The sequence below is a fragment of the Massilia sp. YIM B02763 genome (genome assembly GCF_030412015.1).
GTDB lineage: Bacteria > Pseudomonadota > Gammaproteobacteria > Burkholderiales > Burkholderiaceae_D > Telluria.
The window spans coordinates 437,086-455,359 of sequence record NZ_JASNRD010000002.1; the positions used below are offsets into that span (position 1 = coordinate 437,086).

An 18,274-nucleotide genomic window follows, 5' to 3' on the forward strand; every position below is an offset into this window, starting at 1 on the left:
GTATTGTTATTAGTGTGTTCGTATTAGCCGCGTGGCGCCACGCCGTCCGGCGGCGGTGCGCTGGCCGCGGTGCCCGCGGCATTCTGCAGGGCCTGGATCGTGTCCTTGTGCTGCGAGCTTTCGCGGCGGTGGCGGAACACGGTCGGCGTCACGGCCAGGATGCCGAGGAAGGCGCCGGCCACGAAGAAGGCCAGCAGCATCAGCACCAGCGGACCGCGCAGCTCGTAGCCGAGGAAGAAATTCAGGTCCACTTGGTGGGTGTTCTTGAGGGCGAAGCCGAAGAACAGGACGAACAGGATGCATCCAACGATGGTAGAAACGAGTTTCATCGGCAAATCCTGTCAGGGAGACTAAAGGCGCAGTGTCGCATATTCGAAACGATTATTCAAAAGACCGTCGCCCCTGCGAAGGCAGGGGCCCAATTTCGCCGAGCAAGATTATAAGCGTTTCGCCGCAGGCCCATCATAAGGCAGAAGTTTCCTGATGTAACAACTTCGACAAGTCAGCTTGGGCCCCTGCCTTCGCAGGGGCGACGTAGCTGTTTTTCAAACACGAAAAAAAACGGCATCCCCAAGGGGACGCCGTTTCGGTCCGCACGAGGCAGACGACTTCAGTCTTCGATGATCGGTTGCCCGACCATCGCGTCGACCCGTTCGCGCAACTGCTTGCCCGGCTTGAAGTGGGGTACCCGTTTTTCGGGCACCATCACCTTGTCGCCGGACTTCGGATTGCGTCCGATGCGGGGCGGCCGGCTGTTCAGGGCAAAGCTGCCGAAACCGCGGATCTCGATGCGCTGGCCGCTCGCCAGGGCGCCGGTCATCGCGTCGAGTATCGTTTTCACGGCAAACTCGGCATCTTTTGCCACCAGCTGGGAATAACGCTCAGCCAGTCGGTTGATCAGCTCGGACTTGGTCATCTGCTCACACTCGGGTTAGCTTATTGCTTGTCGAACTTGGCCTTCAGCAGTGCGCCCAGCGAGGTGGTGCCGGTGGCAGCGCTGTTGTCCGAAGCCAGCTTCTGCATGGCTTCCTGGGTGTCGGCGTTGTCCTTGGCCTTGATCGACAGCTGGATGCTGCGTGCCTTGCGGTCGATGTTGATGACCAGGGCTTCGACCTTGTCGCCCACTTTCAGGTGGGTGCCGGCATCTTCCACGCGGTCGCGCGAGATTTCCGAAGCGCGCAGGTAGCCTTCGACTTCGTCGTTCAGCGCGATCACGGCGCCTTTCGGCTCGACCGACTTCACGGTGCCGGTGACCAGGGTGCCCTTGTCGTTCAGCGAAGCGAAGTTGTTGAACGGGTCGCCTTCCAGCTGCTTCACGCCCAGCGAAACACGCTCGCGCTCGACGTCGATGGCCAGCACGACGGCTTCCAGCTCGTCGCCCTTCTTGAACTTGCGCACGGCTTCTTCGCCAGCTTCGGTCCAGGACAGGTCAGACAGGTGCACCAGGCCGTCGATGTTGCCCGGCAGGCCGATGAACACGCCGAAGTCGGTGATCGACTTGATCAGGCCCTTGACCTTGTCGCCCTTCTTGTGGGTCATGCCGAAGTCGTCCCACGGATTCGCCTTGCACTGCTTCATGCCCAGCGAGATACGACGACGCTCTTCGTCGATTTCCAGGACCATGACTTCGACTTCGTCGCCCAGCTGGACAACCTTGTTCGGAGCCACGTTCTTGTTGGTCCAGTCCATTTCCGAGACGTGCACCAGGCCTTCGATGCCCTGCTCGACTTCCACGAACGCACCGTAGTCGGTCAGGTTGGTGACCTTGCCGAACAGGCGGGTGCCTTGCGGGTAGCGACGCGACAGGCCGGTCCACGGATCGTCGCCCAGTTGCTTGACGCCCAGCGAGACGCGGTTCTTTTCCTGGTCGTACTTCAGGACCTTGGCGGTGATTTCCTGGCCGACGGTCAGCACTTCCGACGGGTGACGCACACGGCGCCATGCCAGGTCGGTGATGTGCAGCAGGCCGTCGATGCCGCCCAGGTCGACGAACGCACCGTAGTCGGTGATGTTCTTGACGACGCCAGTGACGACGGTGCCTTCCTTCAGCGTTTCCATCAGCTTCGCACGCTCTTCGCCCATCGATGCTTCGATGACGGCGCGACGCGACAGCACGACGTTGTTACGCTTGCGGTCCAGCTTGATGACCTTGAATTCCAGGGTCTTGCCCTCGAACGGGGTGGTGTCCTTGACCGGACGGGTGTCGACCAGCGAACCCGGCAGGAACGCGCGGATGCCGTTGGTCAGAACGGTCAGGCCGCCCTTGACCTTGCCGTTGACGGTACCGGTGACGATTTCGCCCGATTCCATTGCTTTTTCCAGAGCCAGCCACGATGCCAGACGCTTGGCCTTGTCGCGCGACAGGATGGTATCGCCGAAACCGTTTTCCAGCGATTCGATGGCCACGGAAACGAAGTCACCAACGTTGACTTCCAGTTCGCCCTGGTCATTCTTGAATTCTTCGATGGGGATGAAGGCTTCCGATTTCAGGCCGGCGTTCACGATCACGAAGTTGTGATCCAGACGTACGACTTCGGCGGAGATGACTTCGCCCGAACGCATGTCTTGACGCGACAGCGACTCTTCGAAGAGTGCTGCAAAGCTTTCCATGCCGGTATCTTGATTTGCTGCAGTAGCCATGAGATTTTGAAAGGTTAGCCAGCAGACCGACTAAACGCGATCTGAACTGGGTCAGGTTGAAACACGCCCCGGAAACCGTTCCGGGGCACCATCTGCGGGGCGTCAGCCCCCGAGCGCGCGGTACCAGGCCAGGACCTGTTCGACCGCCGCGTCGGCCGTCATGGCCGAGGTATCGAGGATGTGCGCCCCTTCCGCCGGGACCAGCGGTGCCACGGCGCGCTGGGTATCGCGCGCATCGCGGGACTGCAAATCTTCCAGCAGATCGTCCATATTAGCAGAAAATCCTTTGTCAATCAATTGCTTATACCGGCGTTGCGCACGTGCCTCAACACTTGCCGTCAGGAACACTTTCAATTGGGCACCGGGGAAGATCACGGTCCCCATGTCGCGCCCGTCGGCCACCAGGCCCGGCGTCTGGCGGAAGCTCAGTTGCAGGCCGTACAGCGCCTGGCGCACGGCGGGCAGCGCCGCGATCCTCGAGGCCGTATTGCCGACTTCCTCGGCGCGGATGGCGTGGGCGACGTCTTCCGTGCCCAGGTAGATGTGGGTGCCGTTGAAGCGCACCTGCAGGTGTTCGGCCACCTTCGAGACGGCGTGCTCGTCGGTAAGGTCGGTGCCGCGCCGGATGGCGGACAGGGCCGTCAGGCGGTACAGGGCGCCGGAATCCAGCAGGTGGAAGCCCAGGTGGTCGGCGACCTTGTGGGCCACCGTGCCCTTGCCCGAGGCGGTCGGGCCGTCGATGGTAATGACGGGAATGTTCGAATTCGGCATGTGTTTATGGTTGATTGACCGATTTGGTCATACGGATACGGTGGCGGCATTGTGATCGATGCCCCCGGCATCGATCACCCCCGTCAGAATAATTCGTCCTTGGCGATCCCGGCAAACGTTTCGAAGTAGTCCGGGAACGTCTTGGCCACGCATTTCGGGTCGTTGATGCGCATCGCGTTGCCGCGCCGCGCCTTGCCGTCCAGCGAGGCCAGCGAGAAGCACATCGCCATGCGGTGGTCGTCGTAGGTGTCGATGGTGGCCGGCAGCAGCTCTTCCGGCGGTGTCACGCTGATGTAGTCCAGGCCCTCCTCCACCGTCGCGCCGACCTTGCGCAGCTCCGTCGCCATCGCGGCCAGGCGGTCCGTTTCCTTCACGCGCCAGCTGGCGATGTTGCGCAGCGTGCTGGTGCCGTCGGCGTATAGCGCGGCCACGGCGATCGTCATGGCGGCGTCCGGGATGTGGTTGAAGTCGGCGTCGATGGCTTTCAGGACGCCGTTGGCACTTGCTTCTATCCAATTATCGCCACGGGTGATCACAGCGCCCATGCGCTCGAGCGCGTCGGCGAAGCGCACGTCGCCCTGGATGGAATCCTTGCCCACGCCTTCCACGCGCACGGGGCCGCCGGCGATGGCGCCCGCGGCCAGGAAGTAGGAAGCCGACGAGGCGTCGCCCTCGACGTGGATGCTGCCCGGACTCTTGTACTGCTGGCCGGGCTGCACGGTGAACGAGGACCAGCCGTCCTGGTCGACCGTCACGCCGAAACGGCGCATCAGGTTCAGCGTGATCTCGATGTACGGCTTGGAGATCAGTTCGCCGACCACGTCGATGGTGATCGCGTGGTCCCTGGCCATCAGCGGCGCCGCCATCAGCAGGGCCGTCAGGAACTGGCTCGACACGTTGCCGCGCACGGCCATGCGGTTGGCTGCAATGTGGCCGCGGCGGATGCGCAGCGGCGGATAGCCCGGGTTGCCCGTGTACTCGATCTGGGCGCCGACCTCGTTCAGCGCATCGACCAGGTCGCCGATCGGGCGCTCGTGCATGCGCTCGACGCCATGCAGCGTGTAGTCGCCGCCGATCACGGCCAGCGCCGCCGTCAGCGGGCGGATCGCGGTGCCGGCATTGCCCATGAAGAGGTCGGCCTCGTGCACGGGCAACTTGCCGCCGGCGCCGTGCACGACGTGGGTGCGCTCGTCCAGCTGTTCCCAGCGGATGCCGAGCGCGTGCAGCGCTTGCAGCATGACGAGGGTGTCGTCCGAGGCCAGCAGGTCGTGGATCGTGGTCGTGCCTTCGCACAGCGCCGCCAGCAGCAGCGTGCGGTTGGAGATGCTCTTCGAACCCGGCAGGCGCACCGTGCCGGCCACGCGCATGACGGGTTCGAGGTCGATATGCTGGGGATAGTGCTTGGTCTGTGTCATTTCCTGCTCATTTTCCTGATTCTTGGTCCGCGTTCGGCGGAGGCTCCGCCGCTTCGATCGCTTCGATCCACGCGCAGCGGGCACGCTGGGCATTGGCGTACACGGCTTCCAGCGCCGGGCCGTCGCCGGCGGCGAGATGGGTGCGCAAATTGCTTAGTTGGGCCACGTAGGCATCGAGTTCCCCCAGCAGCGCATCGCGGTTGGCGAGGCTGATGTCGCGCCACATCTCGGGCGATGAGCCGGCGATACGGGTGAAGTCGCGAAAGCCGCTCGCCGCATACTGGAACAGCAGCTCGGCGTGGGGCTTCTTCGCGATGTCGTCCACCAGCGCATAGGCGAGCAGGTGCGGCAGGTGGCTGACGGCGGCGAACACGCGGTCGTGTTCCTTGGCCGACAGCATGTGGATGATCGCCCCGCAGCGGCGCCAGGCCTCGGCCACGCGCGCCACGACGGCCCCGTCGTTCTCGGGCAGCGCGCTCAAGACCACCTTCTTGCCGCGGTAGAGGTCGGGGATCGCGGCGTCCGGCCCGTTCGACTCGCGCCCGGCGATCGGGTGGCCCGGCACGAACTGGCCGATGCGTTCGCCCAGCACGGCGCGCGCGGCCGCGACCACGTCCGACTTGGTGCTGCCGGCGTCGGTGACGATGGTGTGGGCATCGAGATGCGGCAGCAGGGATGCCAGGATGGCCGCCGTCTGCGCCACCGGCGCCGCCACCAGCACCAGGTCGGCGCCCGCCAGCGCGGCGCCGGGATCGGTCGCGGCCTCGTCGACGATGCCGAGCTCCAGGGCACGTGCCAGCGCCTGCGGCGAGCGCTCCAGGCCGACGACGGTGCGCACGGCGCCGGCCGCCTTCAGGCCCAGCGCGAACGACCCGCCGATCAGGCCGGCGCCGACGATGACGACTTTATCGAACATTCAGGCCAGCGCCTTCTTCAGTGCCGCAATCAGCGCCGCGTTCTCTTCCGGCAGGCCGATCGAGATGCGCAGCCATTGCGGCAGGCCGTAGGCGCCGACCGGGCGCACGATGACGCCCTGCTTGAGCAGCGCCACGTTGACGCGGCTGCCGGCCGCATCGTCGTCGCCCACCTTCACGAGCACGAAGTTGCCGTAGGACGGCACGTACTCCAGCTTGAGCTCTTCGAACGCGGCGACCAGCTGCGCATAGCCGGCGCGGTTGTTCTCGAAGCCCTTCTGCAGGAAGGCCTTGTCGTTCAGCGCGGCGATGGCGGCCGCCTGGGCCAGCGAGTTGACGTTGAACGGCTGGCGCACGCGGTTCATCAGGTCGGTCACGCCCGGCTGGGCGATGGCGAAGCCCACGCGCAGGCCGGCCAGGCCGTAGGCCTTGGAGAAGGTGCGCGAGACGATCAGGTTCGGGTACTTGCGCACCCACTGGGTCGACTCGAACTGGTCCTTCGCTTCCAGGTATTCGTTGTAGGCCTCGTCCAGCACGACCACGACGTGCGCCGGCACCTTGTCCAGGAAGGCTTCGATCTCGGCGGCCGGAATGAAGGTGCCGGTCGGGTTGTTCGGGTTGGCGACGTAGACGAGGCGCGTGTCCGCCTCGACCGCGGCCAGCATGGCGTCCAGGTCATGGCCGAAGCCCTTGGCCGGGGCGGCGATGCCGCGCGCGCCGACGCCCTGCGCGGCCAGCGCGTAGATCGCGAACGCGTACTGCGAGAACACGACCGATTCGCCCGTGCGCACGAACGCGTGAGCGGCGATCTCGAGGATGTCGTTGGAGCCGTTGCCGAGGGTGATCCACTCGGCCGGCACGTCGTAGCGCTTGGCCAGCGCGGCCTTCAGCTCGAAGCCGTTGGCGTCCGGATAGCGGCCGAGCTCCGCGGCCGCCGCGATCATCGCGGCCTTGGCCGATTCCGGCATGCCGAACGGATTCTCGTTGGACGCCAGCTTGACGATGCTGGCTTCCTCGAGCCCGTATTCGCGGGCGGTTTCGGAAATGGGCTTGCCTGCCTGGTAGGGGGCGATGGCACGGATATAGTCTGGACCGAATTGCGACATGGGATGCTCTCTAGCGTTTTCTGAAAATGGTTCGTGAAGCTTACAGGCCGACCGGATAGGAGCCGAGTACTTTGAAGAAGGCGGCATTCGCTTTCAGCTCGCCCAGCGCGAGGCCGACCGGTGCGTCGTCGAGGTGGCCTTCGATGTCGACGTAGAAGTAGTACTCCCACGTACCGACGCGCGCAGGGCGCGATTCGAAGCGCGTCATCGACACGCCGTGCTTGGCCAGCGGCGCCAGCAGGTTGTACACGGCGCCCGCCTTGTTCGGCACGGCCAGCACGATCGAGGTACGGTCCTGGCCCGAGCGGCCCGTGGCCTGGCGCCCGATCACGACGAAGCGGGTGCGGTTGTGCGGGTCGTCCTGGATATGGGCCTGGACGACGCCCAGCTTGTACTGCTCGCCCGCCATCTCGCTGGCGATCGCGGCGACGGTCGGGTCCTGGCTCGCCAGCACGGCCGCCTCGGCATTCGACGCCACGGCGCGGCGCTCGAGGTGCGGATAGTGCTGGTTCAGCCATACCTGGCACTGGGCCAGCGCCTGCGAATGGGCGCACACGACGGTCACGCCTTCCATGGCGCCCGTCTTCGTCATGAGGCTGTGGTGGACGGGGATCGATACTTCGCCGCTGATGATGCTGGTGGTGGCCAGCATCAGGTCGAGCGTGCGGTTGATGGCGCCTTCCGAGGAGTTCTCGACGGGCACGACGCCATAATCCGCGGTGCCGGCCTCGGTGGCGCGGAACACCTCGTCGATCGAGATGCACGGCAAGCCTTCGACGGCGCTGCCGAACTGCTGGAACACGGCCTGCTCGCTGAAGGTGCCGGTGGGGCCGAGGTAGGCGACCGTGACGCGCTTTTCCAGCGCGCGGCAGGACGACATGATCTCGCGGAAGATGGTCTGCACGTCGCGGTCGTGCAGCGGGCCCGGATTGCGCTCGGCGACGCCGCGCAGCACCTGGGCTTCGCGTTCGGGGCGGAACACGGGCGCCTTCGTCTCGGCCTTGACGTGGCCGACTTCCTGCGCGACCTTGCCGCGCTGGGAAAGGAGGTCGAGGATTTGCGCGTCGATCGCATCGATCCGGTCGCGCAGGGGTTTCAGTTTGTCTGTCATGGTGTGCTCGTGTGGTGCGGTTCTTCGCTTCCACGTCGTCCCCGCGCAGGCGGGGTCCCAATTTCGTTCGATGGCGCCATCATGCCGGCGTCACGGCTGCGGATGCTCACATTGGGTCCCCGCCTGCGCGGGGACGACGGGCTAGCGCCCGGCGAATTCGTTCAAATAATCGACCAGGGCGTGCACGCCCTCGATCGGCATCGCGTTGTAGATCGATGCCCGCATACCGCCGACGGACTTGTGGCCCTTCAGTTGCAGCAGCCCGCGCGCCTTGGCGCCGGCCAGGAATTGGTCGTTCAGGGATTCGTCGCGCAGGTAGAACGGCACGTTCATGCGCGAACGGTTGGCCGGCGCCACGCGGTTCTCGTAGAAATCGTCGGCGTCCAGCGCCGCGTACAGCAGGCGCGCCTTCTCGATGTTGCGGCGCTCCATCTCGGCCACGCCGCCCAGTTTTTTCAGGTGCGCGAACACGAGGCCGGCGATATAGATCGCGTAGGTCGGCGGCGTATTGAGCATGGAGTCGGCGTCGGCCACGGCGCGCCAGTTGAACACGCCCGGGCAGATCGGCAGCGCGCTGTCGAGCAGGTCGTCGCGCACGATGGCCAGCGTCAGGCCCGCCGGGCCGATGTTCTTCTGGGCGCCGGCGAAGATCACGCCGTACTTCGACACGTCGATGGCGCGCGACAGGATGTGCGAGGACATGTCGGCCACCAGCGGCACGTCCCCCTGCGCGGTCGGCACGAAGTCGAACTCGACGCCGTCGATGGTCTCGTTGGTGCACACGTGCAGGTAGGCGGCGTCGGGCGTCAACTTCCATTCGTCCTGCGCCGGCACGGCCGTGAAGCCGTTCGCCTCGCCCGACGCGGCCACGTTGACGTTGGCGTAGCGCCGCGCTTCCTGGATGGACTTGCCCGACCACGAGCCCGTGTGGACGAAGTCGATCGTCGCGGGCTGGGGCTTCCTGCCCAGCAGGTTCAGGGGCACGAAGGAATTCTGGCCCAGTCCCCCGCCCTGCAGGAACAGCACCTTGTAGTTGGACGGGATGGCGAGCAGTTCGCGCAGGTCGGCTTCGGCCTGGCGGTGGATGGCGATGAATTCGGGGCCGCGGTGGCTCATCTCCATCACGGACATGCCGCTGCCGTGCCAGTCGAGCATCTCGCTGGCGGCCTGCCGCAGCACTTCCTTGGGCAGGACGGCGGGGCCGGCGGAAAAATTGAATACCTGGTTCGTCAAGGCTGCTTCCTTACTTGCCGGTGACGTCTTGCATGCTCTCGGCCATGAATTTCTCCATGCGCGGCGCCATGACGCGATTACCGATCTCCATGCTGCGGCCCATCAGCTGGGGCATCTTGGCCAGCATCTTCTGGCCCAGCGGCGAGGCGTAGAAGGCGGTCAGCTGGCGGATCTCGTCGAGCGTATAGGTCTCCGCGTACACGGGCACCATCTCGTTCACCATGTCGTTGATCAGGGTCGGGTCGGCGAACACGGCGTGCAGGCGCGCCTGCATCTTCGGCGCGTCCTGCTGGAACTTCTTGAGCGCCTCGGCCTTCTGCTTCTCGTCCAGCTTGGGATTGTTCTTGACGGCGGCGGCGACCGATTGCGCCATCTGCGCCGGCATGCGCTGCTCGACCTGCTGGAAGGCGGTGGCCATCGTCTCGCGCACGCGCATCGTCTCCAGCATCTTCTTGGTCGCCTCGACCACCTGCGGATCGGCGGAAGGCAGCGGCGCGCTGCTCTGCGCAAAGGCGGGAGCGCAGGTGACGAGGATGGCGGAAGCGATGGCGACGACGGCGTTTTTCACGGATGTCCTTGGAGGTGGTGGTGCGGGGAACTCCGATTTTCGCACGAAACTTGCAAAAAATCCTCTTCCTGGTGCGTTTTTCACCAGCCAGCCTCCATGCGGGCCGAATAAACGCATGTCCCGAAAACGAAAAAAAGCCGCGGGCGCTGATGCGCTCCGCGGCTTTGGCAGGAAGGACAACGGCGTTTATTCCGGTGCCGGCTCCAGCTCGGTTTCCTCGAGGTCGGTCTCGACCACGCGCTGCAGGCCGGACAGCTTGGTGCCGTCCTCGACCGCGATCAGCGTCACGCCCTGGGTGGCGCGGCCCATCTCGCGGATCTCGGCCACGCGGGTGCGGATCAGCACGCCGCCGGTCGTGATCAGCATGATCTCGTCGGTTTCCTCGACCAACGTCGCGGCGACGACTTTACCGTTGCGCTCCGTGGTCTGGATCGCGATCATGCCCTTGGTGCCGCGGCCGTGGCGGGTGTACTCGGCGATCGGGGTGCGCTTGCCGAAGCCGTTCTCGGTGGCGGTGAGCACCGACTGCTTCTCGTTCTCGGCGACCAGCAGCGCGATCACGTTCTGGCCTTCGTCCAGGTTCATGCCGCGCACGCCGCGCGCGGTGCGGCCCATCGGACGCACGTCGTTCTCGTCGAAGCGCACGGCCTTGCCGGCGTCGGAGAACAGCATCACGTCGTGCTTGCCGTCGGTAAGCGCGGCGCCGATCAGGAAGTCGCCCTCGTCCAGGTCGACGGCGATGATGCCGGCCTTGCGCGGGTTGCTGAAGTCCTTCAGCGGGGTCTTCTTGACGGTGCCCAGGCTCGTCGACATGAACACGTAGTGATCTTCCGGGAAGCTCGAGTTCTCGCCCGACAGCGGCAGGATCACGGTGATCTTCTCGCCGTCCTGCAGCGGGAACATGTTCACGATCGGCTTGCCGCGCGAGTTGCGCGAACCCTGCGGCACTTCCCACACCTTCAGCCAGTACATGCGGCCACGGTTGGAGAAGCACAGCATGTAGTCGTGCGTGTTGGCGATGAACAGCTGGTCGATCCAGTCCTCGTCCTTGGTCGCCATGGCCTGCTTGCCGCGGCCGCCGCGCTTCTGGGCACGGTATTCGGAAATCGGCTGCGACTTCATGTAGCCCGTGTGCGACAGCGTGACCACCATGTCCTGCGGCGTGATCAGGTCTTCCGTATCGAGGTCGGACGCATTGTGCTCGATGGCCGAGCGGCGCCCGTCCTTGCCGTTCTCGGTGTAGTCGGCCTTGATCTGGGCCATTTCGTCGCTGATGATGCTGGTGACGCGTTCCGGGCGGGCCAGGATGTCGAGCAGGTCGGCGATGTGGGCCATCACTTCCTTGTACTCGTTGACGATCTTGTCCTGCTCCAGGCCGGTCAGGCGCTGCAGGCGCATCTGCAGGATTTCCTGGGCCTGCTCGTCCGACAGCTTGTACAGGCCGTCGGCCTGCATGCCGTAGTGCTTCGGCAGGTGCTCCGGACGGAAAGCCTCGATGCCGCCGGAAGCGCCCATCTCGGTACGGGTCAGCATCTCGCGCACCAGGGACGAATCCCAGGCGCGCTGCATCAGTTCCGTCTTGGCGACCGGCGGGGTCGGCGCGGCCTTGATGATGGCGATGAAGTCGTCGATGTTCGCCAGCGCGACGGCCAGGCCTTCCAGCATGTGGCCGCGTTCGCGCGCCTTGCGCAGTTCGAACACGGTGCGGCGCGTGACCACTTCGCGGCGGTGCGACAGGAACGCTTCCAGCATCTGCTTCAGGTTCAGCAGCTTGGGCTGGCCGTTCACGAGCGCGACCATGTTCATGCCGAAGGTGTCCTGCAGCTGGGTCTGCTTGTACAGGTTGTTCAGCACCACTTCCGGCACTTCGCCGCGCTTCAGTTCGATGACGACGCGCATGCCCGATTTATCCGACTCGTCGCGGATGTCGGAAATGCCTTCGAGCTTCTTGTCGCGTACGTTCTCGGCGATGCGCTCGAGCAGCGATTTCTTGTTGACCTGGTACGGCAGCTCGTCGACGATGATCGCGATGCGGCCGCCATCCTTGCCGTACTCCTCGAAGTGGGTCTTGGCGCGCATCACCACGCGGCCGCGGCCGGTGCGATAACCGTCGCGCACGCCCGAGACGCCATAGATGATGCCGGCCGTCGGGAAGTCCGGCGCCGGGATCAGTTCGATCAGCTCGTCGATGGTGCAATCCGGGTTCGCGAGCACGTGCAGCGCGCCGGCGATCACTTCGGACAGGTTGTGCGGCGGGATATTGGTGGCCATGCCCACCGCGATGCCGGACGAGCCGTTGATCAGGAGGTTCGGGATCTTGGTCGGCAGGACCGTCGGTTCCTTTTCCTTGCCGTCGTAGTTCGGCTGGAAGTCGACGGTGTCCTTGTCGATGTCGGCCAGCAGTTCATTGGAGATCTTGTCGAGGCGGCACTCGGTGTAACGCATCGCCGCGGCGGAGTCGCCGTCGATCGAACCGAAGTTGCCCTGCCCGTCGACCAGGGTGTAGCGCAGCGAAAAGTCCTGGGCCATGCGCACCAGGGTGTCATAGATCGACGCGTCGCCGTGCGGGTGGTACTTACCCATCGTGTCGCCGACCACGCGCGCGCACTTCAGGTAGGGACGATTCCACACGTTGTTCATCTCGTGCATGGCGTAGAGCACGCGGCGATGCACGGGCTTCAGGCCGTCGCGCACGTCCGGCAGAGCACGGCCCACGATCACGCTCATCGCGTAATCGAGGTAGCTCTTGCGCATCTCTTCTTCCAGGGAAATTGGAACTGTTTCTTTTGCGAATTGATCCATTGGCGGGTCGACTGCTTTCAGGCTGTGATTGTGGATTTCAAGCCCATGATTTTACCACGCGCGCTATACCAGCAGCACATTTTCCAGGCAAGCCCCGCCCGATAACGAATGCGCACAATTAACGGTTTGACACATGCTTGTCATAAACCTTCGTCAAGCTTGCACGCTGTTCACAACACGTTGTTGCGCAGAAACAACGAGGCCAAACGCATGCACCGTAATTGAGCAGGCGTTGGTCGTATGGATGGTGTGTGTGTGGCAAAATGGCCGAGAAGTTAATTGCTTGTTTCACAATGCGAAACAAACCGGCCGCAGCAGATGTTAATATTCTGCTCACATAATGCGCTCGCGTGATGGCGTCGACATGATCGACAAATACTGACGTGTGGTTTCGCATCGCGAAGATTTTACCGAAAGGAAGAAAAAATATGAATAAATTGGCAACCCTCGTGCTCGCAGCCACGGCAGCGATGGCCGGCACCGTCCACGCGCAGAGCGCCCCGCCGTACGCGCCGCTGACCACCGACATCCAGGCCAACAAGCCGTACAGCGCCTACGTGCAAGACGCCCGCGGCGTGATCGTCCGCACTCCTTTCGGTCTGTGCGTGCGCACCGGCTACTGGACCCCGGCCGACGCGGTCCCGGGCTGCGACGCGCCGCTGTGCGTCGAGCCGGAACGCCTGGAAAACGGCAAGTGCGTTGCCCCGCCGCCGCCGGCAGCACCGGCTCCGCAAGCCCCGGCTCCGGTCACTGCCCCGGCTCCGGTCCCGACCTCGGAAAAAGTGAGCTACTCGGCTGACGCCTTCTTCGACTTCGACAAGGCCGTCCTGAAGCCGGCCGGCCAGGCATCGCTGGACGACCTGGTGAGCAAGCTGAAGGACATCAACCTGGAAGTCATCATCGCCGTCGGCCACACCGACTCGGTGGGCACCGATGCCTACAACCAGAAGCTGTCGGTGCGCCGCGCCGAAGCCGTCAAGGCCTACCTGCAGGGCAAGGGCGTGGAATCGAGCCGCATCTACACCGAAGGCAAGGGCGAAAGCCAGCCGGTCGCCGACAACAAGACCGCCGAAGGCCGCGCCAAGAACCGCCGCGTGGAAATCGAAGTCGTGGGTACCCGCAGCACCCAGCAGTAATTCCGGCTTCGCCGAACGAAACCCCGCTGCGGCGGGGTTTTTTTTATGGTGATTCCCAACACCGAAGCAACGTCGTTCCTGCGTAGGCAGGAACCCATACGCCGCAGACCACGGTCGCTCAGCATGGGTTCCCGCCTGCGCGGGAACGACGGTGGATGACTTTTCCGCAATTTGCCCCGTCATCCGCAGCAATTCCGCTATTATTTGACCTATGACTACGACTACCAACGCCGATCCTTTAGAGATCCAGAAATTCAGCGAACTGGCCCACCGCTGGTGGGACCCGACGTCCGAGTTCCGTCCGCTGCACGACATCAACCCCCTGCGCCTCGAATGGATCAACGCGCGCGCGCCGCTGGCGGGCAAGAACGTGATCGACATCGGTTGCGGCGGCGGCATCCTGGCCGAATCGATGGCGCGCAAGGGCGCCAAGGTCACGGGCATCGACCTGTCGAAGAAGGCGCTGAAGGTCGCCGACCTGCACAGCCTGGAGTCGGGCGTGGAGGTGCGCTACAAGCTGATCGCCGCCGAGGAGATGGCGGCCGAGGAAGCGGGCCAGTACGACGTCGTCACCTGCATGGAAATGCTGGAACACGTGCCGGATCCGGCCGCGATCGTGCGCGCCGCCGCCACGCTGGCCAAGCCGGGCGGCAAGGTGTTCTTCTCGACGCTGAACCGCAATCCGAAGTCCTACCTGTTCGCCGTCATCGGCGCCGAATACGTGCTGCGCATGCTGCCGCGCGGGACCCACGACTACGCCAAGTTCATCACGCCGGCCGAGTTGTCCGGCTTCGTGCGCGATGCGGGACTGCTGGTGGACGGCTTGAAGGGCCTGACCTACAATCCGCTGACCAAGATTTACTCGCTCAACCAGGACACCGACGTGAACTACATGGTGGCCTGCTCCAAGCCGCTCTGACTTCGTTTCTTCATGACCTTCCCTTCCCGCTTTCCGGCGCCGCGCGCCGTCCTGTTCGACCTGGACGGCACGTTGGCCGACACCGCGCCCGACCTCGCGGCCGCCGTCAACTGGCTGCGCACCGAGCGCGGCCTGGACCCGACGCCCTACGAGATCCTGCGCCCGACCGCCTCGGCCGGCGCACGCGGCATGATCGGCGCCGCCTTCGGCCTGGCTCCCGGGGACGAGGGCTATGAAGAACTGCGCCTGGCGTGGTTCGACCGCTACCAGTCGGCGATGGCCGTGCACAGCACGCTGTTCGACGGCATCGCCGAACTGCTGGACGGCATCGCCGCCGCCGGCATGGCATGGGGCATCGTCACCAACAAGCCGGAACGCTTCACCAATCCGCTGGTGCCGCAGATCGGCCTGGCGCACGCCGGCTGCGTCGTCTCGGGCGACACCACGCCGCATCCGAAGCCCCACCCGGCCCCGCTGCTGGAAGGCGCACGTCGCCTGGGCCTTGAGCCGGCGCAATGCTGGTACGTGGGCGACGACCTGCGCGACATCGAAGCGGGCCGCGCGGCCGGCATGGTGACGGTGGCGTGCAACTGGGGCTATTGCGGGTCGATCGATCCCGCGACCTGGGGCGCGGACTACCAGCTCGATACGCCGCAGCATTTGCTCGCGACGCTGCGCGAAGTGGCGCAGGCGGTGCGGGCGGCGTAAGCGGCGGCCTGACGCGTTCTATCTCCTCCTGTGCTGATGGACGACGCGCGCCCCACCCTGGGCGCGTTTTTCGTTGTGCTTCGCTTGCGCGTCGGTTAGTTGCAAACTTTAGCATTGGTTGAGCCGGAGTGACCTCGACCGCGCAGCCGTCCCCATGCCAATCTTCGAACCAGCTTACACATCTTTACGATTGATACAGCCCATCGTCTAGCTCTTCACGCTCGCCGCCATTAATCTGGCTGCACACGACAACACCACCGCAACTGGAGCAGAACATGGAAGCGATCAAGACCACCGCCCGTATCCACCCGCTGATGGCCGCCGCCGCCGTCTCCGTCATCGTCGTCAGCCTGGCCGGCACGGCAGCGATCACGGGCCTGCTGCCGACTTCGCGCGGCGCCAACGAGACGCCGGTCGCCGCCGCGCAGATGGCCCCTGCCCTGCCGCTTGCGGCCGCCGGCGTGGCACCGCAGGCAATGCAGCCGGTAGCAGGGATGCAGTCGGCCGCAGGGATGCAGCCGGCAGCCTATGTCCAGCCTGCGATGGCCAGCGCCCAGCCCGCACCGGCCCCGGTCATCATCAAGGAAACCGTGATCAAGGAAGTGCCCGTCAAGACGGCACCGAAGCCGCGCCCGGTCTACCACCAGCCGACCTACGTGCGCAACGACGCGCCGGTCTACGCCGAACCCGCACCCCGCCCTGCCGCCCAGCCGAACTACGTGGCCATCGGTACCGGCGCCGTGGTCGGCGGCCTGCTGGGCAACCAGGTCGGCAGCGGCAACGGCCGCAAGCTGGCGACGATCGCCGGCGTCATCGGCGGCGGCATGCTGGGCAACCAGATCGCCAACCAGAACCGCTGAGCGGCGCGCTTCCAGCCTCGGGCGTTCGCAATCATCACGATTGGTTACATCTCGAACGCCCTCAGGACTGGACTTGCGCCCGCTATGGAGTACAATGGTGTTTCCTCAGCTGGGGGCGACCTGGTTTCGACGTGGGTTGCAAAGCAGCGCAGGGCATACCGAGGACTGGTTACCTCGTAAATACATCCAGAAATCAATAACTGCAAACGATAACTCGTACGCACTCGCAGCTTAATCGCTGCTAGCTCTACACTACCTCGCCTCTGGGGTGGGCCGCAAGGCAAGTAGAGTCATTTACAGAGGCTAGGAACCAACTGGGTTACCGGGTCGATTCCGAAACTTAAGGTAACTCGCTTGTACACAGGGTGCACATCCCCGTTGTACCGGTTAAATTAAATGATAGTGCTAAGTATGTAGAACTGTCTGTAGAGTGCTTGCGGACGAGGGTTCAATTCCCTCCGCCTCCACCAATATTCAAAAACAAAGCCCCTTGGCGAAAGCCAAGGGGCTTTGTTTTTGAATATTGCGTTTTGGACGGAGGGAATTGGAGCCTCGTCCGGTACGGACGAGGGGCGGAGCCGGGGTTTCCCGTCGCACCGCGACGGGCCGGCGGAGCGACTTTGCGCTGGCAAGCGCAAAGGCTCTTCAATTCGCCACTTCAAGGAAAATCGCGCAGCGATTTTTTGCCTTTCGCCTCCACAACCTCTGGCGTAACCCTACGGAGTACTCCAGATCGCCCAAAGGACGTACCCCAATATGTCCTTCACCGACATCGCCCTACGCAATGCCAAGTCCGACGACAAGCAGACCAAACTGTTTAACAAACGCGGTCTCTTTCTGCTTGTTACCCGGCTCCAGGGTAAGTTGTGGTGCCTGAAAATATCGGCACGACGGCAAGGAGAAGCTGCTTTAATTGGTATCCTGACGTGAGCTTGAAGGATGCGCGCGCTCGCTTGGACACCGCAGGCGACTGACCGACGGCATCGACTTGAACCATAGCAAGAAAGCCATGAAGACGATGCGGCACGGCAGATTCAAGCTGCCAGTAGCTTCGAATTGGTGTCGCGGGAGAGGTATGCGAAGCGAATGACTACGTCAACTTATCCAGCGCGCTAAGCACTGCACAAGCCTGTCACTCCTTCCGACGAAAACCTCTGTCCGATTGCTCACCGAAGGCAATCAAGGGGGCAACCAGTACGAAATGGGCGTTGTGGATTTGCCTAGGAACTGGCGTTGCCCCCCAAGAAAAGATGACTCCACAAAGTCAGCAATAACATCGAGTAGTGAGTTTTGGAGAGTCTTTTGCTAATCTGGCACAGTATGATCCCTTTTTGAAACAGCTCGTCCAGATGCTGCCCTGAAAGAGTGAAATGATCCCTGCTATTGGCCTTATGATTGGCGCGTACATCATCACGCGCATGCTTGACCTGCTGGCCGGTGTCGACAAGAAACCGGCCGTCAAATTGTTCGGTGTCCTTACCATCCTCGTCACGATGTTCTGCGTCTATGACGTTATGAACGCGGGCTCCAAGGTCGCGGCAAGCATGAGCTTTGGCGGCTGAGTCCGGCCATGAAACTCGCTTTTCCCTCGTAGCATGTTTTTCCGCCCTCTCGGCTCAGGCCCACCACGCACCAGATTCCGCTCCGCTCCTGCAGCGCGAGGTCGCGGCGCCGACCGTGGCACCACGACCGGAGGACATGGCGCGGATTGCCGGTCGACCTGTCACAGCGCGTGAGGTTCCCAGACGCGGGGGTATGCAGCGCATCGCCGGCCAGCCAAATGAAGCGGAACTGACGTCGCATCAACACTACAAAGCGAAGGATGGGCGAGAGGTTCACTCGCCGGCTAAGTCAACGCAGGACAAAATGCCGGCCGGCGCCAGTGGGAAATGTCGGGGTGGCAGGTATAGCGCCAGTCAGCATCGCAAAGGAACGTGTTCACAGCATGGCGGCGTCATCTCATGGCTATGCGCCGGATCTACAGGGAAACGTACTACGAAGTGGAAGCCGCACGGAAGTTGCAATCTACAGCGCGACATGCTGTGGGAAGTTTGTTACACTTCAACCCTCATCATAACTTCAAAGTTATAA

Annotated in this window: 18 protein-coding genes and 1 other RNA gene; 8 read left to right on the top strand and 11 right to left on the bottom strand. The window is 63.7% G+C overall.

Going from position 1 to position 18,274, the window contains the following annotated elements; all coding sequences use genetic code 11:
- Positions 1 to 23 precede the first annotated feature (23 nt).
- From QPK32_RS05410 to gyrA, 11 genes are all read right to left on the bottom strand, one after another.
- Complete coding sequence (locus QPK32_RS05410; RefSeq protein ID WP_290411743.1) at positions 24 to 329, bottom strand: lipopolysaccharide assembly LapA domain-containing protein; 306 nt, start codon at positions 327 to 329, stop codon at positions 24 to 26.
- A gap of 281 nt (positions 330 to 610) precedes the next feature.
- A complete protein-coding gene (locus tag QPK32_RS05415) occupies positions 611 to 916 on the bottom strand; it encodes an integration host factor subunit beta (RefSeq protein WP_056450593.1) in 306 nt (101 codons plus the stop codon).
- A gap of 20 nt (positions 917 to 936) precedes the next feature.
- A complete protein-coding gene (rpsA, locus tag QPK32_RS05420; RefSeq protein WP_290411744.1) occupies positions 937 to 2,640 on the bottom strand; it encodes a 30S ribosomal protein S1 in 1,704 nt (567 codons plus the stop codon).
- A gap of 102 nt (positions 2,641 to 2,742) precedes the next feature.
- Positions 2,743 to 3,411: a (d)CMP kinase gene (gene cmk, locus QPK32_RS05425; RefSeq protein WP_290411745.1), complete on the bottom strand. Its 669-nt coding sequence runs from the start codon at positions 3,409 to 3,411 to the stop codon at positions 2,743 to 2,745.
- Positions 3,412 to 3,494: 83 nt separating this feature from the next.
- Positions 3,495 to 4,826, bottom strand: coding sequence for a 3-phosphoshikimate 1-carboxyvinyltransferase (gene aroA, locus QPK32_RS05430; RefSeq protein ID WP_290411746.1), 1,332 nt, complete (start codon positions 4,824 to 4,826; stop codon positions 3,495 to 3,497).
- A 7-nt stretch (positions 4,827 to 4,833) separates the two neighbouring features.
- Positions 4,834 to 5,742, bottom strand: a complete 909-nt coding sequence (locus tag QPK32_RS05435) for a prephenate dehydrogenase/arogenate dehydrogenase family protein (RefSeq protein WP_290411747.1) — start codon at positions 5,740 to 5,742, stop codon at positions 4,834 to 4,836.
- Positions 5,743 to 6,846, bottom strand: coding sequence for a histidinol-phosphate transaminase (gene hisC, locus QPK32_RS05440; RefSeq protein ID WP_290411748.1), 1,104 nt, complete (start codon positions 6,844 to 6,846; stop codon positions 5,743 to 5,745). It lies immediately after the preceding gene.
- Positions 6,847 to 6,886: 40 nt separating this feature from the next.
- On the bottom strand, positions 6,887 to 7,957 hold the full coding sequence (gene pheA / locus QPK32_RS05445) for a prephenate dehydratase (protein ID WP_290411749.1): 1,071 nt from the start codon (positions 7,955 to 7,957) through the stop codon (positions 6,887 to 6,889).
- Positions 7,958 to 8,098: 141 nt separating this feature from the next.
- Positions 8,099 to 9,190, bottom strand: a complete 1,092-nt coding sequence (gene serC / locus QPK32_RS05450) for a 3-phosphoserine/phosphohydroxythreonine transaminase (RefSeq protein ID WP_290411750.1) — start codon at positions 9,188 to 9,190, stop codon at positions 8,099 to 8,101.
- A 10-nt stretch (positions 9,191 to 9,200) separates the two neighbouring features.
- Positions 9,201 to 9,758 (bottom strand): DUF2059 domain-containing protein, encoded by a 558-nt coding sequence (locus QPK32_RS05455; RefSeq protein ID WP_290411751.1) that lies wholly within the window; start codon positions 9,756 to 9,758, stop codon positions 9,201 to 9,203.
- 186 nt (positions 9,759 to 9,944) lie between these two features.
- Positions 9,945 to 12,560 carry a DNA gyrase subunit A gene (gene gyrA, locus QPK32_RS05460; protein WP_290411752.1) on the bottom strand — a complete coding sequence of 872 codons (2,616 nt, stop codon included), beginning with the start codon at positions 12,558 to 12,560 and terminating at the stop codon, positions 9,945 to 9,947.
- Positions 12,561 to 12,988: 428 nt separating this feature from the next.
- On the opposite strand from gyrA, the gene ompA reads away from it, so the two are divergent.
- From ompA to QPK32_RS26640, 8 genes are all read left to right on the top strand, one after another.
- Positions 12,989 to 13,696, top strand: coding sequence for an outer membrane protein OmpA (gene ompA / locus QPK32_RS05465; RefSeq protein WP_290411753.1), 708 nt, complete (start codon positions 12,989 to 12,991; stop codon positions 13,694 to 13,696).
- Between the two features lie 211 nt (positions 13,697 to 13,907).
- On the top strand, positions 13,908 to 14,615 hold the full coding sequence (gene ubiG / locus QPK32_RS05470) for a bifunctional 2-polyprenyl-6-hydroxyphenol methylase/3-demethylubiquinol 3-O-methyltransferase UbiG (protein WP_290411754.1): 708 nt from the start codon (positions 13,908 to 13,910) through the stop codon (positions 14,613 to 14,615).
- A 12-nt stretch (positions 14,616 to 14,627) separates the two neighbouring features.
- Entirely contained in the window at positions 14,628 to 15,323 is a 696-nt protein-coding gene (locus QPK32_RS05475; RefSeq protein ID WP_290411755.1) for an HAD family hydrolase, read from the top strand.
- 275 nt (positions 15,324 to 15,598) lie between these two features.
- Positions 15,599 to 16,183, top strand: a complete 585-nt coding sequence (locus QPK32_RS05480) for a glycine zipper 2TM domain-containing protein (protein WP_290411756.1) — start codon at positions 15,599 to 15,601, stop codon at positions 16,181 to 16,183.
- Positions 16,184 to 16,294: 111 nt separating this feature from the next.
- Positions 16,295 to 16,653: a transfer-messenger RNA gene (gene ssrA, locus QPK32_RS05485) on the top strand.
- Positions 16,654 to 16,939: 286 nt separating this feature from the next.
- Complete coding sequence (locus tag QPK32_RS05490; protein ID WP_290411757.1) at positions 16,940 to 17,113, top strand: hypothetical protein; 174 nt, start codon at positions 16,940 to 16,942, stop codon at positions 17,111 to 17,113.
- 440 nt (positions 17,114 to 17,553) lie between these two features.
- Positions 17,554 to 17,745: a hypothetical protein gene (locus tag QPK32_RS05495; RefSeq protein ID WP_290411758.1), complete on the top strand. Its 192-nt coding sequence runs from the start codon at positions 17,554 to 17,556 to the stop codon at positions 17,743 to 17,745.
- A gap of 193 nt (positions 17,746 to 17,938) precedes the next feature.
- Positions 17,939 to 18,274, top strand: a complete 336-nt coding sequence (locus QPK32_RS26640; protein ID WP_374046700.1) for a DUF3761 domain-containing protein — start codon at positions 17,939 to 17,941, stop codon at positions 18,272 to 18,274.